Genomic DNA, 16,398 nt, shown 5'->3' on the forward strand with positions numbered 1-16,398 from the left:
AATGCCGCCCGGACCGCGATCAGCCCAGCACCGGCGACAACAGCGGCTGCTTGGGCCGCACGTCCAGCGCCCGCCCCTTGCGCGCGCGCTTGCCGACGTACACCGCCAGCGCCGCGCCCACCAGGATGTCCTCGGTGTGCTTGTTGCGGTAGATGCCGGCCGCGCGCAGGCCGAGCGCGCCGATCGGCACGGTCTGGTCGAGCTTGTCGGCGCCATCCAGCCCCATCAGGATGGTGCCGCGTCCGCCGCCGGACAGCGACTTGAGTTCGTCCAGCCCGAACACCAGGAACTTGCCCTTCTGCGACAGCAGCGCCAGTTGCGTGGCGCCCTCGAACAGCGGCACCGGGCGCAGCAGCTCGTCGCCCGTCTCCAGCGTGATGAACTGCTTGCCGGCGCGCTGGCGGCTGGTCATGTCCGACAGCTTGGCGGCAAAGCCATAACCGCCGCGCGTGGCCAGCAGCCAGCGGCTGTCGGCCGCGGCCGCGATGGTGTGGACGATGCGGGTGCCGCTTTCCAGGTCGATCATGGTGGTGACCGGCTGGCCGTCGCCGCGCGCCGACGGCAGGCCGGACACCGGCACCGAATAGACGCGGCCGTTGTCGCCCATGGCGATCAGCGTATCGGTGGTGCGGCATTCAAACGCGCCATAGAGGTCGTCGCCCTGCTTGAAGCCGAATTGCGAGGCGTCGTGGCCGTGGCCCTGGCGGGCGCGCAGCCAGCCCTTCTGCGACACGACCACGGTGACCGGCTCGTCCAGCACCTTGGTTTCGAGCACGGCGCGCTCGGCGGTCTCGATCAGGGTGCGGCGATCGTCGCCATACTGCTTGGCGTCGGCCTCGATTTCCTTGATGAGCAGGCGCTTGAGGGTGTTGGGATTGTCCAGCAGTTCCTGCAGCGAGACCTGCTCCTTGCGCTTGTCCGCGAGCTCCTGCTCGATCTTGAAGCCTTCCAGGCGCGCCAGCTGGCGCAGGCGCATTTCGAGGATGTCCTCGGCCTGCCGCTCGGACAGGTTGAAACGCTCCATCAGGGCCACGCGCGGCTCGTCGGATTCGCGGATGGTCTGGATGACCTCGTCCACCTTCAGGTAGACCACCATGCGGCCTTCCAGCACGTGGATGCGGTCTATCACCTTGTCCAAACGGAATCGGGTGCGGCGCAGCACGGTGTGGGTGCGGAACGCCAGCCACTCGACCAGCACGTCGCGCAGGCCCTTCTGGCGCGGACGGCCGTCGGTGCCGATGCAGACCAGGTTGACCGAGGCGCTGCTTTCCATGCTGGTCTGCGCCAGCAGGGTGTTGACGAATTCGTCGCGGTCGACGCGCGAGGTCTTGGGCTCGAACACCAGGCGCACGGCGGCGTCCTTGCCGGATTCGTCGCGCACCGCGTCCAGCAGGTTCAGCATCACGGCCTTGGCCTGCGTCTGCTCGGGCGTCAGGCTCTTCTTGCCGCTCTTGACCTTGGGGTTGGTGATTTCCTCGATTTCTTCGAGCACCTTCTGGCACGAGGTGCCCGGCGGCAGCTCGGTGACCACCAGCTGCCACTGGCCGCGCGCCATTTCCTCGAACTGCCAGCGCGCCCGCACCTTGAGCGAGCCGCGCCCGCCCGCGTAGATCTGGGCGATGTCGGCGGCCGGCGTGATGATCTGGCCGCCGCCGGCGAAGTCCGGACCGGGGATCATGCCGAACAGCTCGGCGTCCGGCAGTTGCGGCTGCTTGATCAGCGCCACGCAGGCCTGCGCCACTTCGCGCAGGTTGTGCGGCGGGATTTCGGTGGCCATGCCGACCGCGATGCCGGACGCGCCGTTCAGCAGCATCACCGGCAGGCGCGCCGGCAGCATCTGCGGCTCCTGCTGGCTGCCGTCGTAGTTGGGCACGAAATCGACCGTGCCTTCGTCGAGCTCGTCCAGCAGCAGCTTGGCGATCGGCGTCAGGCGCGCTTCGGTGTAGCGCATGGCGGCGGCGTTGTCGCCGTCGCGCGAACCGAAGTTGCCCTGGCCGTCGATGAGCGGGTAGCGCAGGGAGAAGTCCTGCGCCATGCGCACCATGGCGTCATAGGCGGCCTGGTCGCCGTGCGGGTGGTATTTGCCCAGCACGTCGCCGACGACGCGCGCGGACTTCACCGGCTTGGCGCCGGCCGCAAGCCCCATGGCCTGCATCGCGAACAGGATGCGGCGCTGCACGGGCTTCTGCCCGTCGCCGACGTCGGGCAGGGCCCGGCCCCGCACCACGGACACGGCATAGTCCAGATAGGCCTGTTCGGCATAGCGCGCCAGGGTGATGGCGGCATCGCCGCCCTCGTCGGGCGCGGCGTCGAACAAACCGTGTTGATTGCTGTCGGTCATGATGGTTTCAGGTAGATAGATTCATTGAAACGGCGTCATCGGGGAGCCGCGGCGCCCAGCAGCTGGGCATCGGCCACGTGCTCGCGCAACTGGGCGCGCACCGCGTCCAGCGTGGCGGCGTCCTGCCCGCGCTTGGGAATGATCACGCCTTGCAGCGTCCCCAGGATGACATACAGATGCTGCGGCGTTTCCTCGACCCGCCGCACGTCGTTCCAGTCGATGCGGCCGGAGGCGTCGGCGACACGGTCGTCGATGCCGTCGGCGCCGAAGACCAGCTGGTGACGCCCCAGGAACAGGCCATCGGGCCGCTTGGCCAGCATGCGGCGCGTGTTCATGCGCACCAGCCCCGGCAGCACGAACTCGTAGGCCAGCGCCAGCAGCGCCAGGATGCCCAGGCCCACCGCCAGCCCCTCGAAGTACACCGGCAGCAGCAGGCTCCAGTTGGGGCCGTGCCCGTCCCAGGTCTGCCAGACCAGGTAGCCCAGCAGCACCACCACCATCAGCACCGCGAAGCGCAGGTGCGACAGATAGCGGCGGCGCCGCAGTTCCGGCCGCTTGTACACGTACGCCGCGAACTCGGCGTAGTCGTCGGCGGTGAGGTCGACCGCCATGGCGGCGGCCGGCGACGGGGACGCGGACGGCGTCATCAGATGTCCAGCTCCGCCAGGTTGCCCTTCTCTTCGATCCAGGCGCGGCGTTGCGAGGACTCGCCCTTGCCCATCAGCATGTCGAACATGCGGGTGGTGTCTTCAGGCGTCTGGTCGCCATAGCCCACCGGCAGCAGCCGGCGCGTGTCCGGATTCATGGTGGTTTCCCACAGCTGCTCGGGGTTCATTTCGCCCAGGCCCTTGAAGCGGCTGACCGACCAGGCGCTTTCGCGCGAGCCTTCCTTGCGCAGCTTGTCCTGCGCGGCTTCCAGCTCGCCCTCGTCCAGGCAGTAGATCTTGCGCGCTGGGCGCTTGCCCTGCGCCGGCACGTCCAGGCGGAACAGCGGCGGCTTGGCGACGTAGACGTTGCCGGCCTCGACCAGCTTGGGGAAGTGCTTGTAGAACAGCGTCAGCAGCAGCACCTGGATGTGCGAGCCGTCGACGTCGGCGTCCGACAGGATGCAGATGCGGCCGTAGCGCAGCCCCGACAGGTCGGGCGAATCGCCCGGGCCGTGCGGATCGACGCCGATGGCAACCGAGATGTCGTGGATTTCGTTGTTGGCGAACAGGCGGTCGCGATCGACCTCCCAGGAGTTCAGCACCTTGCCGCGCAGCGGCAGGATGGCCTGGAATTCCTTGTCGCGGCCCATCTTGGCCGAGCCGCCGGCCGAGTCGCCCTCGACCAGGAAGACCTCGGTGCGGGTGGCGTCGCTGGATTCGCAGTCGGTCAGCTTGCCGGGCAGCACCGCCACGCCGGAGCTCTTGCGCTTCTCGACCTTCTGGGCCGAGCGCTGGCGCGCCTGCGCCTGGCGGATGGCCAGCTCGGCCAGCTTCTTGCCGTATTCGACATTGCTGTGCAGCCACAGGTCGAGCGCGCTCTTGGAGAAACCGCCCACCAGGCGCACCGCGTCGCGGCTGTTCAGGCGCTCCTTGATCTGGCCCTGGAATTGCGGATCCAGCACCTTGGCCGACAGCACGAAGCTGGCGCGGGCGAACACGTCCTCGGGCAGCAGCTTCACGCCCTTGGGCAGCAGGCTGTGCAGTTCGGCGAAACCCTTGACCGCGCCGAACAGGCCTTCGCGCAGGCCCGATTCGTGGGTGCCGCCGGCCGGCGTCGGAATCAGGTTCACATACGACTCGCGCACGGCGTTGCCGTCCTCGGTCCAGGCCACCACCCATTGGGCGCCCTCGCCTTCGGCGAAGGTTTCATGGTCGGCGCCGGCGTATTGCTCGCCCTCGAAGAACGGCACCATCAGTTCGGCGCCGGCCAGGGCTTCGGACAGGTAGCCACGCAGGCCATCCTGGTACTGCCAGGTCTTGGTGTCGCCGGTCTTTTCGTTGACCAGCGAAACCTTCACGCCCGGCAGCAGCACGGCCTTGCTGCGCAGCAGGTGGGTCAGCTCGCCCAGCGGGATGTTGGGGCTGTCGAAGTACTTGGCGTCCGGCCAGACCCGCACGCGGGTGCCGGACTTCTTGCGGCCGCCCTGGTCGAAGGGCGCCAGCGGCTCGGCGACGTCGCCGCCCTTGAACACCAGGCGGTTGACGGCGCCATCGCGCCAGACCACGACCTCGAGCCGGGTCGCCAGCGCGTTGGTGACGGATACGCCGACGCCGTGCAGGCCGCCGGAAAAGGCATAGGCGCCGCCGCCGGCCTTGTCGAACTTGCCGCCCGCGTGCAGTCGGGTGAAGACCAGCTCGACCACGGGGGCGTTTTCTTCGGGATGCAGGCCGACGGGAATGCCGCGGCCGTCGTCCTCGACGGACACGCTGCCATCGATGTGCAGCGTGACCTGTATCTGTTTGCCGTAGCCAGCCAGGGCTTCGTCTGCGGCGTTGTCGATGACCTCCTGCACGACGTGCAGGGGGTTTTCGGTGCGGGTGTACATGCCCGGGCGCTGCCGCACGGGCTCCAGCCCCTTCAGGACGCGGATGGACGCCTCGTTGTAACGTGGAGTGGCCAAGTTATCCCCAACATCTGTGGAAAAAAACCGACATTTTACGGATAAGCCCAGATTCTGCGCGGCTCCGGGTGGGATGCGCACGACCTGACCAGCTCCGAATTCGGTAGGATGACGATAGAGACACAGCCAGCGGATCCGGGTTCAATGCCCCGGATCGCGATAACTGCGCCGCGATATCCTACACAAAAGCGGCAAGTACTGTTGTTATAAACAGTGGTATGCCTGTTGTTTTTGACAGTGGTATGCTTTAATCCATTCCACAAACAAGAACAACGGCAAGGCGTCCCTTTTTTCGCCTTTTGCTGCCGAACCCGAGAATCACCATCATGAGCGACCAAATCAAGAACGTCAGTGACGCGAGCTTCGATGCCGATGTGTTGAAGTCCGGCCAGCCGGTGCTGGTGGACTACTGGGCTGCCTGGTGCGGCCCCTGCAAGATGATCGCCCCGATCCTGGAAGAAGTCGCCACCGAATACGCCGGTCGCCTGACGATCGCCAAGCTCAACGTGGACGAGAACCAGGGCACCGCCGCCAAGTACGGCATCCGTGGCATCCCCACCCTCATGCTCTTTAAAGACGGCCAGGCTGCCGCCACCAAGGTTGGCGCGCTGTCGAAGTCGCAACTCACCGCATTCCTGGACGGCGCGTTGTAAACTGCGTGCTGTGAACGAAGGCGCCGCCCTGGGGGCGGCGCTGCTTCCATACCGCGCGAGCCCGTCCGTGGCGCGCCGCCAGAACCCTCCTTTACTCTTCCCCCAACACTCACCGCGATGCACCTCAACGAACTGAAGGCGCTGCATGTCTCGCAGCTGCTGGAAATGGCCGCTGGCCTGGAAATCGAGAACGCCAACCGCCTGCGCAAGCAGGAGCTGATGTTCGCCATCATGAAACGGCGCGCCAAGCAGGGCGAGCAGATCTTTGGCGACGGCGTGCTGGAAGTCCTGCCCGATGGCTTCGGTTTCCTGCGCTCGCCCGAGACCTCGTATCTGGCCAGCACGGACGATATCTACATTTCGCCGTCCCAGATCCGCCGCTTCAACCTGCACACCGGCGACTCGATCGAAGGCGAAGTGCGCACGCCCAAGGATGGCGAGCGTTATTTCGCGCTGGTCAAGGTGGACAAGGTCAACGGCGTGGCGCCCGAGGCGATCAAGCATCGCATCGTGTTCGAGAACCTGACGCCGCTGCATCCGAACCGGACCATGCGCCTGGAACGCGACATCAAGAGCGAAGAGAACCTGACGGGCCGCATCCTCGACGTCTTCGCCCCCATCGGCATGGGCCAGCGCGGCTTGATCGTCGCCAGCCCCAAGTCCGGCAAGACGGTGATGATGCAGCACATCGCGCACGCCATCACCACCAACTACCCCGACGCGGTCATGATCGTCCTGCTGGTGGACGAGCGTCCCGAGGAAGTGACCGAAATGCAGCGCACCGTGCGCGGCGAAGTGGTCGCATCGACCTTCGATGAGCCCGCCACCCGCCACGTGCAGGTCGCCGAAATGGTCATCGAAAAGGCCAAGCGCCTGGTCGAAATGAAGAAGGACGTGGTGATCCTGCTGGACTCGATCACCCGTCTGGCCCGCGCCTACAACACCGTGGTGCCGGCTTCCGGCAAGGTGCTGACCGGCGGTGTCGACGCCAACGCCCTGCAACGTCCCAAGCGCTTCTTCGGCGCCGCGCGCAACCTCGAGGAAGGCGGTTCGCTGACCATCCTGGGCACCGCGCTGATCGAGACCGGCAGCCGCATGGACGAAGTCATCTACGAAGAATTCAAGGGCACCGGCAACTCCGAAGTGCACCTGGAACGTCGCCTGGCGGAAAAGCGCGTCTACCCGTCCATCAACCTGAACAAGTCGGGCACCCGCCGCGAAGAACTGCTGATCGCGCCGGACCTGCTGCAGAAGGTCTGGGTGCTGCGCAAGTTCATCCACGACATGGACGAAGTCCAATCCATGGAATTCATCCTGGACAAGATGCGCGCCACCAAGACCAATGCCGAATTCTTCGACATGATGAAGAAGAAGTAAGCCGTCGCCGCCCGCATGCCGGGCGCACGCATCGATTTGGCGAGGATTGCCCCACGGCGGTCCTCGCCAAATGCTTTTTGGGCCGGCATTTCCCGCCGGCCCGCCTCTGATCCTCGCCGGGTTTCGCGCCGGCCCGCATTCGATCCACGCCGGCGTTCACGGCCGGGCCGCATCCGATATCCGGGGGGATCCCCCCGGCTGGATTCAATGCAATTTGGGATCGGGGAACGGCAGCTTGTCCTGCGACATGCTGGGCTGGGCCTTCCACTTCTTGCCCTGCTTGTAGAAATCCATCTGGTTCTCGTTGACCGCGGCGCCCATCGTCACCGCCACCGTGCAGGCGACCTGCCCCGCGTGGGAGGCCTGTTCCGCGGCCACGCAGGTGCCCAGCTTGACCTCGGACGGGCGCGACAGGCCGGTGCCCGCGAGCATGTCGACGATCGCATCCGTGGCCTCGGGAATGGTGGGCAGGACCAGGTTCTGGGCCTGGGCCTGGGCCTGGGCCTGGGCCTGGGCCTGGGCCTGGGCCTGGGCCTGGGCCTGGGCCCAGGCGGAAACACTCATCAGTGCGAGTACCGTTGCCAGGCGGATGCGGGACTTGGCCATGCGACGACTCCATCAGTAGCGGGACTGACGAGAGATTAATGGCGCCGCCGCGTTGCTGTCTGTACGGTCTGTATCCCAATGTCAGGAAACTGCGGCCAGCCGGATCAGTGCTCGATGAACTCTTCCAGGCTGCGCGGCTTGGGCGTCTGCTTGGGCGCCGGCTTGCCCGAATCGTCGATCGGGTCGATCTTGGGATCGTCCCAGCTGCCCGTCACGGCGTATTCCATGGTCATGGCGCGCGCCAGCGGCTGCTTGAGCAGCCATTGCGTGACGAAGGCGCCCAGGCCGATCAGCGGGTTGACCGCCAGCGCCGTCACCATCGCCGCGCCGCTGGCGTCCAGGTTGGGAATCACCACCGCCTTCAGGTTCCAGCGCTCCTGCACGAGGTTCACGTCGCCCGCCAGCACGATGGCGGCGACCGGGCCGTTGATCTTGTAGCCCTCGGTCTTGAGCGAACCGTCCGCCAGCTTGATCTGCCCGCGCACGGTATCGAACGGGAAACCGTCGCGCAGCAGGTTGGTCGGATTGACGTCGAGCCGCGCCAGCCGTTGCAGCGATTGCAGCGACAGCAACTCCAGCAGGCGCGCCGTGCGCGAATTCACGTGCATGAAGCGGCCCTTGTCCAGGGTGATCTCGGCATCGCCGGTCACGTCGGCGATATTGTGGGTCCAGGGCAGATTGCGCCAGGTCACATTGGCCTTGATGCCGCCGGTGCCGCCCGACACCACGCGCTCGAAGCCGATGCGGTCCATGAAGCTGCCCACGTTCTCGAACTTGGCGGTGGCATCCACCGTCAGGCCACGGTCCGGGCCTTCGAGGCGCCAGGCGCCGGTGGCGTTCAGGGTGGCGGCGTCGTTGGTGATCGACAGCTTGTCCAGGCGCCACTGGCGGCCGCGTTCGAGGTTGGTGCCGAGCACCTGCAGCTCGCCCAGGTTCTTGCCGTACAGGCGGAATTCCTTGGCCTGCAGGTCGATCGCCGGGATGTCCGACAGGTCGTTGCCCGAGGACAGCGCCTTGTCGGCCTCGTTGGTATCGTCCGCGCCGCCCAGCGCCAGGTGCTTGAAACGCGCGGTGATCTGGCCGGCGATGGCGCCGGAGGCCTCGCGCCACGACAGCGAGCCCGCCGCCTGGCGCGATTGCAGATCGACGCGCCACTGGGCCGGGGCCGGCCGCGTGGCGTACAGGGTCAGGTCATTGAGCGTATAGCCGCTGGTGCGCAGCAAGCCGGTGGCCAGGCTGACGCGCTCGGCCGCGGGCAGCAGCGGCCGCGGCGCCGGACGGCCCTTGACGGGCGGCGGGTCGAACCCGTCGGACACCTTTTCCCAGGCATCCATGTCCAGCTCCGGCAGGCTGGCGCTCAGGCTCAGGCCGCGCTCGGGCAGGCTGGCCGGACGGTCGATGCCGAGCGCGCCGCGCGCGAAGTACGACGGCGCGGCATCGGTCGGATCGCGCTCGAACAGCGCGTTGATGTTGTCGCCCAGGCTGGCGGTCAGCCAGCGCCGGCCCTTGGCGCCGCGGTCCTGCGCCGCGCCCCATTGCAGCTTGAGCGGCCGCGCCAGCGGCGCCGCCTTGCCGACGGGGGCCGGCATGTCGATGGCCAGGCCGGTCAGGTCCGATTCCATCGACAGTTCCACCGAGCCGCCGCGCTGGTAGCCGACCTTGCCCTTGTAGGCCGTCTTGCCCGAAAAGCGTCCCATCGACGGCGTATTGCTGATCTGCGTCAGTCCGGATCCGGCCAGCACGCCCTCGAAGCGCAAGGCGTCCGTCGGCTGCGCCAGGCTGCCCGAGATCTTGACCGGACCGCCCAGGAACTGCGCGCGGATCTCCTTGGTGCGCACGCCCTTCTCCGAAAACTCCAGGTCGCCATGCATCTGGCTGAGCAGCGGCATTTCCGGCATGAAGGTGAAGGTGTTGTCGGCGAACTGGATCTTGCCTTCGACCTGGGTGTCGTCGGTGTTCATCAGCGGCACCTTCAGCTTGAGCGGCATGCGCCAGTTGCCCGTGCCGCGCGCCTCGTCGAGCGCGCCGTCCAGCAACTGGCCCAGCGGCGAGCTGTCCGACAGCGCCAGGTAGGCCGGCACCGTCCCGCTGGTGTCGCCGTTGACCGTCAGCTCGGCGTTGTGCTCCATGTCGGGAATGGTGGCGCTGACCGCCCCCAGCGTCACCGTCTGGCCCGGCCCGGTATGAGCCACCGCCCCGCCCGGACTGTCGAGCACCAGCCCGACCTTGTCGACTCGGAAATTGCCCGACAGGTTCTCCAGCATCGGCCAGCCCTTGCGGTGCGGCCGGGCCGGCGCGTAATCGACCTTGGCGCCGGAGTAGGCGCCGGCAATGACGAATTCGCCGGTCGAGCCTTGGGCGCCGAAGGGGAATTCGTCCAGGTCGCCCTTGAGCGTGATGGAGGCCGACTCCATCTGCCCGGCCGGCAAGCCGGTCGCCAGCCATTCGCGCGCGTCCGGATTGACCTCCAGCGGCAGGTAGCGGTGGATCGCGTTCATGGCGCCGCGCACCAGCGTGCCGCGCATGTCGACGCTGCCCGCGGCGCTCTTGCCTTCCTTGCGCCACTGGCCCTGCAGGCGCACGTCGAGATCGTCGTTGACGACCCGCAGCTGGCCCACGTCGACGAACCAGTCGCGCGCGTCGGCGCCCTTGATGCGGGCATCCAGCGCAATCTCGCTGGCGCCCAGCTCGGGCTGTTCGAAGATGCCGGGCAAGGCCACGCGCAGTTGCTCGACGCGGCCATTGACCGACAGGTCCGCCGCGCCGGCGCTGCGCGCCAGCGGCACCTGCTCGCTCTGGACGAAATCGCCGGGCGTGCCCTCGATGCGGAACTGCGCGTAGCCGCCGCGCACCGCCGGGCCGTCCGACGCCGCCGCCCAGTCGACGCCGCGCGCGGCCACATCGGCGGTCAGCCTGGTGAAGGTGCCATGGTCCAGTTGCAGCCAGGCGCGGGCGCTGACGCGCCCCTTGATGGCCGGCGGCGGCATCCAGGGCGCCCAGGCCATCGGCTCGGCGTCATCCAGCGCGGCATAGACCTGCCCGCTCCAGTTGGCCGGACTGGCCGCGTTGGCGCTGAACAGGCTGCGGTTGAACTCGCCGCGCAGGTCCACCTTGCGCGCCAGCGCCGGATCGGCGTCGGCGCGCAGCACGAAACGGTGCGACAGGCTGCCGTTGCGCACCAGGAAATCGACATTGCTCAGGACCAGTTCGGGCGCGTGGCGCAGCTCGTCCTGCCAGCGGATGCGGGCGCCGTGGATCAGCAGCTCGCGCTGCGCGGTCAGCCAGCGCAGCGCCGGATGATCCAGGTCCGAACGGTGATCGCTGGCATTCAGGTCGATGCCCTGCCCCGCCACCCACAGGCGGTTGTCGGCATCGCGGCGCAAGGTCAGTTCGGGTTGCTCCAGGCGCAGCCGCAGCAGCGTGGGCGACAGCGTCAGCAGGCTGCGCCAGGCCAGCACCGCCGATACCGAGGGCAGCGTCAGCACCGGCGCGGCCTGGTCGTCATAGACCTGGACCGAGGAAAGATCCAATCGGGGATTGAGGCCCTGCCAGTCCGCCTGGATGGCGCCGATCGTGACGCGAGCGCCCAACGCCTGGCTGGCGTAGGCTTCGATCTGGGGACGCCACTGGTCCACGCGCGGCAAGACCCAATAGCGTACGCCCAGGAGCCCGATGGCCACGACGCCGTACACGGTCAACACCGCCCAGAACAGGCAGCAGAACACTTTTTTTGAAACAGACACGGATCGGTGGGCAGGAGAATAGTCTTGCGGTATCGTCCCCACTTATACCTGAAACGCGTCCATTCGTCTTCGTCCGATCGCCATGTCCACGCCCGCCCTGTTTGCCCCCGCCCTCGCCTGGTCCGGCCATCTGCGCCGCCGTCTCGACGCCCACCCGGATCTGGCCGCCTGGCTGGCGGAAGCGGTGCAACAACCGGTCACACCCGAGCGGCTGGCGCAATGGCAGGCGGAGCTGGCGGGCCCGGGCGCGCCCGACATCCTGCCGGTGGACCTGTGCCGCCAGGTGCTGCGCAAATTGCGCGAACGCGTCTTCAGCGCCCTGATCGTGCGCGACCTGGCCGGCCTGGCGCCCCTGGAGGAAGTGGTGGGCGCGATGACGGCGCTGGCCGATGCCGCGGTGGCCGCCGCCTACCGCAGCGTGGCGGCCGACCTGGCCGCGGTGCACGGCGTGCCGCGCGATCCGGCCACCGGCCTGCCCCAGGAGATGTTGATCGTCGGCATGGGCAAGCTGGGCGGCGGTGAATTGAACGTCTCGTCCGACATCGACCTGATCATGCTGTACGGCGAGGAAGGCGACACCGACGGCCCGCGCCGCATCAGCCACCACGAGTTCTATGGCCGCCTGACACGGCGCATGATGCCGGTGCTGTCCGAGGTCGACGCCAATGGCCAGGTGTTCCGGACCGACCTGCGCCTGCGTCCCGACGGCGACGCCGGCCCGCTGGCCTGGAGCCTGGATGCGCTGGAACACTACCTGATCGGCCAGGGCCGCGAATGGGAACGCTATGCCTGGCTCAAGGCGCGCCTGATGCCGGGCCAGGCCTTCGCGGGCAGCGACAGCGCGGCCCAGGCCCGCCAGCTGGAAAGCCTGCGCGTGCCGTTCGTCTACCGCAAGTATTTCGACTTCGACGCGCTGGCCGCGCTGCGCGCGCTGCGCGAGCGCATCCGCCAGGACTGGCAGCGCCGCGCCTCGGCCCGCAACGGCATCGACAGCGCCAACAACATCAAGCTGGGCGACGGCGGCATCCGCGAGATCGAATTCGTGGTGCAGCTGGCGCAACTGATCCGCGGCGGCCGCATGCCGGCGCTGCAGCAGCGCGGACTGCTGGCGGCGCTGCACGCCGAGCAGGTCGCCGGCCTGGTGCCCGAGGACGACGCGCGCCGCCTGGAAGAGGCCTACCGCTTCCTGCGCCGCACCGAACACGCGCTGCAGTACCGCGAGGACGAGCAAACCCACCTGCTGCCGGGCGACCCGGACCAGCGCGCCGCGCTGGCCGCCGCGCTGGGGCTGAGCCCGCAGGATTTCGAAAGCACGCTGGCCGCGCACCGCCAGTTCGTCTCGCGCACCTTCCGCAACGTGTTCCGCATGGTCGGCATGGACAAGGAGGACACCGCCGATGCCGGCGCCGACACGCCCGCCGACGAACCCGACGAGGAATGCGCCCTGGCCGAGCAGATCCGCCAGGCCTTCGGCGAACAGGCCGACGACCTGCTGCGCCGCACCGAAACGCTGCTGGGCAGCCACCGCGTGCGCAGCCTGCCCGAGAGCAGCCGGCGCCGCATGGAAACCCTGCTGCCGGCCGCGCTGCGCGCCGCGCGCCAGACCAGCGCGCCGCTGGACGCCGCCGTGCGCCTGTTCGACCTGATCGAGAAGATCGCCCAGCGCAGCGCCTACCTGGCGTTGCTGGCCGAATACCCTGACACCCTGGCGCGGGTCGCGCGCATGGTCGCGGCCAGCCCCTGGGCGGCCCAGTACCTGACGCAGCACCCGCTGCTGCTGGACAGCCTGATCGACTGGCGCACCCTGTTCGAGCCGCTCGATTTCGCCCAGATCGCGCGCCAGCTGTCCGCCGACCTCGACGCCTGCCGCCTGCCCGATGGCGACCCCGACATCGAGCGCCAGATGAACCTGATGCGCGACGTGCAGCGCCAGGCCAGCTTCCAGCTGCTGGCGCAGGACCTGGAAGGCGAGCTGACGGTGGAAAAGCTCGCCGACCAGTTGTCGGCCCTGGCCGACCTGCTGCTGACGGAAACCATCCGCCGCACCTGGCCGCTGGTGAACAAGGCCGCGGGCGCCACGCCGCGCTTCGCCGTCATCGCCTACGGCAAGCTGGGCGGCAAGGAGCTGGGCTACGCCTCGGACCTGGACCCGGTGTTCCTGTATGACGATCCGCGCGAGGACGCCGCCGAGGTCTACGCCAAGCTGGGCCGCCGCATGACCTCGTGGCTGTCCACCATGACCTCGTCGGGCCGCCTGTACGAAGTCGACCTGCGCCTGCGCCCGGACGGTGACGCCGGCCTGCTGGCCGTGTCGGTCGAGGCCTTCGAGCAATACCAGCAGAAGCACGCCTGGGCCTGGGAACACCAGGCCCTGACCCGCGCCCGTTACGCGTCCGGCGACGCCGGGGTCGGCCAGCGCTTCGAGCAGATCCGCGAAGCCATCCTGGTGATGTCGCGCGACACGGCCAAGCTGCGCGAGGAAGTGCTGGCGATGCGCCAGAAGATCAACGCCGGGCACCCCAACAGCACCGACCGGTTCGACCTGAAGCACGACGCCGGCGGCATGGTCGACGTCGAATTCGTGACCCAGTACCTGGTGCTGTGCCACGCCGGCACCCACCCCATGCTGGTGCGCAACCTGGGCAACATCACCCTGCTGCGCCTGGCCGGCGAGGCCGGGCTGATCGAGCCGGCGCTGGCCGCCCGGGCCGGCGACGCCTACCGCACGCTGCGGCGCGTGCAGCACCAGCTGCGCATGCAGGGCGTGGAAAAGGCCCGCGTGGCGCCCGACCAGCTGCAGGCCGAACGCGCGGCCGTGCGCGAGCTGTGGGACGCGGTGCTGGGCTGAGCCGCGGCAAGCCCTTCCGGGCGGCGCTTGCCGGCGCCCCCCTGGCCAAGGCGGCAACTCAGCGTAAAATAAGGAGTTTTCCGCCTCACCGCCTGCTTTTGATCATGTCCGAACTCGTGCGCCCCAAACTCGACCTGCCCGCCGGCCGCCGCAAGGTGCTGATGCACTCGTGCTGCGCGCCCTGTTCCGGCGAGGTCATGGAAGCCATGACGGCTTCCGGCATCGACTACGCGATCTACTTCTACAACCCGAACATCCATCCGGTCAAAGAATACGAGATCCGCAAGCAGGAGAACATCCGCTTCGCCGAGCAGCACGGCATCGAGTTCATCGATGCCGACTACGACATGGACAACTGGTTCGACCGCGTCAAGGGCATGGAAGACGCCCCCCGAGCGCGGCGAACGCTGCACCGCCTGCTTCGACATGCGCTTCGAGCGCACCGCCCTGTACGCTCACGAGCACGGCTTCGACACCATCACCAGCTCGCTCGGCATCTCGCGCTGGAAGGACATGAACCAGATCAACGGCTGCGGCGAGCGGGCGGCCGCGCGCTACGACGACCTGATCTACTGGACCTACAACTGGCGCAAGGGCGGCGGCTCGTCGCGCATGATCGAGATCAGCAAGCGCGAGAACTTCTACCAGCAGGAATACTGCGGCTGCGTCTATTCGCTGCGCGACACCAACCGCCATCGCCGCGCGCAAGGCCGCGAACGCATCCACATCGGCGTGAAGTTCTACGGCAAGGAAGACCTGATCAACGAGGAAAACCTCTGATCACACCGGGTCGTCCCGCCAGCCGGCGGGCGCTCCCGCATCAGGCCGATTCGCCCGGCAGGCGCCCCTGGCGCCGGTATTCCGACGGCGACACCCCATAGCGGTTGCGGAACGCGTGGCTGAAACGCGCCGCATCCGAAAACCCATGACGGAAGGCGATCTCGCCGATCTGCCGCGCGGTCTGCGCGGCGTCGGCCAGCATGTCGCGGCAGCGCTCCAGCCGCGCGCTGAGAATGAAATCGGCCGGCGTCGTGGCGGCCAGGGCGAACAGGTTGTACAGATAGCGCCGCGACACGCGCAGGGCCTCGGCCGCCGTCGCCGGCGACAGGTCCGGGTCGTGCAGGTTCTCGACCAGGTATTGCTGCACGCGGCGCAGTTGCGCCTGGCGCATTTCCACCTGGTCCTGCCCGCCTGCGCCGCCGGCCCGCTCGCTGATGTCCAGCCCCATCATCTGCATCACGGCGTTGGCCGCGTCGCGCGCCGCGCTGTCCGACAGATGGGCGTGTTCGCTCAGCGCCACCCGCAACAGGTCCATGGCCATGCGGCCGCAGCCGTGGCGCGCGCTGAAGCTGCGCGCCACCGCGTTGCGCATGGCCGGCAGCCAGGCCTCGGATTGCTTGCCCGGCACCTGCATCACCAGGAAATGGGCGTCGTCGTCGACATCGACCTCGTAGGGACGGGTGGTGTCGTAGATGCCCCACTCGCCCGGCATCAACAAAGCGGTGCGGGCCGCCTGCCGGATCTCGCTGCGGCCATCGAGCTGCAGCGTGACCTTGTAGCCGGATGCCTCGGCGCGCTCGGCCAGCAGCCGCGTGCGGCGCACGCGCTGCGCGCCGGTGCGCATCTCGCAGACCTGCATCCAGCCCAGCGAATCCACCGCCACGCTGCTGCGAAACCGCTTCGGATCGGCGGCCGATACCTCCAGCGGCACAAAGGTGTTGCTGATGTTTTCCTTCCAGCTGGCGCAATCCAGGAACTGCTGGGGCGCGCTGCGTAACAGAGGGTGGGACATGGCGACTCCGGCGCGCGGCATGGAACAAAAGGCGGTCTTCTTTCTATCACCGAGCCCCGGGCCGGGAGTATCCGTGACAACCCCTAGGGCCTGTTCACACTACAGGGAGCCTCGCACCGCCCCCGGGCGCCGCGCGGCCTCAGGGCTTGCGGGCGCTGCCATATGAATAGTCGGACAGCGCCAGGCCCAGCGCCGCCAGCTCGCGCGCCAGGCCGTGGCGCACCGGCACCACGTCGTCGTAGCGGCGCGGCCGCGCCGCCGCCACTTCGCTCTCCGTGTAGGGCGAGAAGCCGGCCGGCAATTGCGCCGGACTGAACGTGTGCAGCAGCCAGTTCAACACATTGGCCAGTTCGGCGTTGCTCAATTGCGAATAGGCCGCGCCCGGCACCCGGATCAGGTATTCACGGCCGGCCGGCAGATGCGTGAAGGC

Annotated in this window: 9 protein-coding genes and 2 pseudogenes; 4 read left to right on the forward strand and 7 right to left on the reverse strand. The window is 68.1% G+C overall.

Annotation, left to right across the window (positions count from 1 at the left end; all coding sequences use genetic code 11):
• Positions 1–19 precede the first annotated feature (19 nt).
• From parC to parE, 3 genes are read right to left on the reverse strand one after another with little or no spacing between them, the layout of a single operon-like run.
• Entirely contained in the window at positions 20–2,341 is a 2,322-nt protein-coding gene (parC, locus tag AOZ49_RS06470; RefSeq protein WP_054474655.1) for a DNA topoisomerase IV subunit A, read from the reverse strand.
• A gap of 35 nt (positions 2,342–2,376) precedes the next feature.
• Complete coding sequence (locus AOZ49_RS06475) at positions 2,377–2,988, reverse strand: YcxB family protein (protein WP_054474656.1); 612 nt, start codon at positions 2,986–2,988, stop codon at positions 2,377–2,379.
• Positions 2,988–4,949 (reverse strand): DNA topoisomerase IV subunit B, encoded by a 1,962-nt coding sequence (parE, locus tag AOZ49_RS06480; protein WP_035360153.1) that lies wholly within the window; start codon positions 4,947–4,949, stop codon positions 2,988–2,990. Before parE ends, AOZ49_RS06475 begins: the two co-directional genes overlap by 1 nt.
• Before the next feature lie 326 nt (positions 4,950–5,275).
• Here parE and trxA point away from each other — a divergent pair, with 326 nt between their 5' ends.
• Positions 5,276–5,602, forward strand: a complete 327-nt coding sequence (trxA, locus tag AOZ49_RS06485) for a thioredoxin TrxA (RefSeq protein WP_006387817.1) — start codon at positions 5,276–5,278, stop codon at positions 5,600–5,602.
• A 117-nt stretch (positions 5,603–5,719) separates the two neighbouring features.
• Positions 5,720–6,979: a transcription termination factor Rho gene (rho, locus tag AOZ49_RS06490; protein ID WP_054474657.1), complete on the forward strand. Its 1,260-nt coding sequence runs from the start codon at positions 5,720–5,722 to the stop codon at positions 6,977–6,979.
• Positions 6,980–7,183: 204 nt separating this feature from the next.
• On the opposite strand, the gene AOZ49_RS06495 is transcribed toward rho, so the two are convergent.
• A complete protein-coding gene (locus AOZ49_RS06495) occupies positions 7,184–7,585 on the reverse strand; it encodes a hypothetical protein (protein WP_054474658.1) in 402 nt (133 codons plus the stop codon).
• A gap of 104 nt (positions 7,586–7,689) precedes the next feature.
• Positions 7,690–11,310 carry a YhdP family protein gene (locus AOZ49_RS06500; protein ID WP_156355606.1) on the reverse strand — a complete coding sequence of 1,207 codons (3,621 nt, stop codon included), beginning with the start codon at positions 11,308–11,310 and terminating at the stop codon, positions 7,690–7,692.
• Positions 11,311–11,410: 100 nt separating this feature from the next.
• Here AOZ49_RS06500 and glnE point away from each other — a divergent pair, with 100 nt between their 5' ends.
• On the forward strand, positions 11,411–14,176 hold the full coding sequence (glnE, locus tag AOZ49_RS06505) for a bifunctional [glutamate--ammonia ligase]-adenylyl-L-tyrosine phosphorylase/[glutamate--ammonia-ligase] adenylyltransferase (RefSeq protein WP_054474660.1): 2,766 nt from the start codon (positions 11,411–11,413) through the stop codon (positions 14,174–14,176).
• A 104-nt stretch (positions 14,177–14,280) separates the two neighbouring features.
• A pseudogene (locus AOZ49_RS06510) lies at positions 14,281–14,956 on the forward strand (epoxyqueuosine reductase QueH).
• A gap of 40 nt (positions 14,957–14,996) precedes the next feature.
• Here the strand turns inward: AOZ49_RS06510 and AOZ49_RS06515 are convergent.
• On the reverse strand, positions 14,997–15,968 hold the full coding sequence (locus AOZ49_RS06515; protein WP_054434229.1) for an AraC-like ligand-binding domain-containing protein: 972 nt from the start codon (positions 15,966–15,968) through the stop codon (positions 14,997–14,999).
• A 139-nt stretch (positions 15,969–16,107) separates the two neighbouring features.
• Positions 16,108–16,398 (reverse strand): annotated as a pseudogene (locus AOZ49_RS06520) (cytochrome C); the annotation flags it as partial.

The sequence above is a fragment of the Achromobacter sp. 2789STDY5608615 genome (assembly GCF_001298995.1).
In the GTDB taxonomy this organism is placed as follows: Bacteria; Pseudomonadota; Gammaproteobacteria; order Burkholderiales; family Burkholderiaceae_B; genus Achromobacter; species Achromobacter insuavis.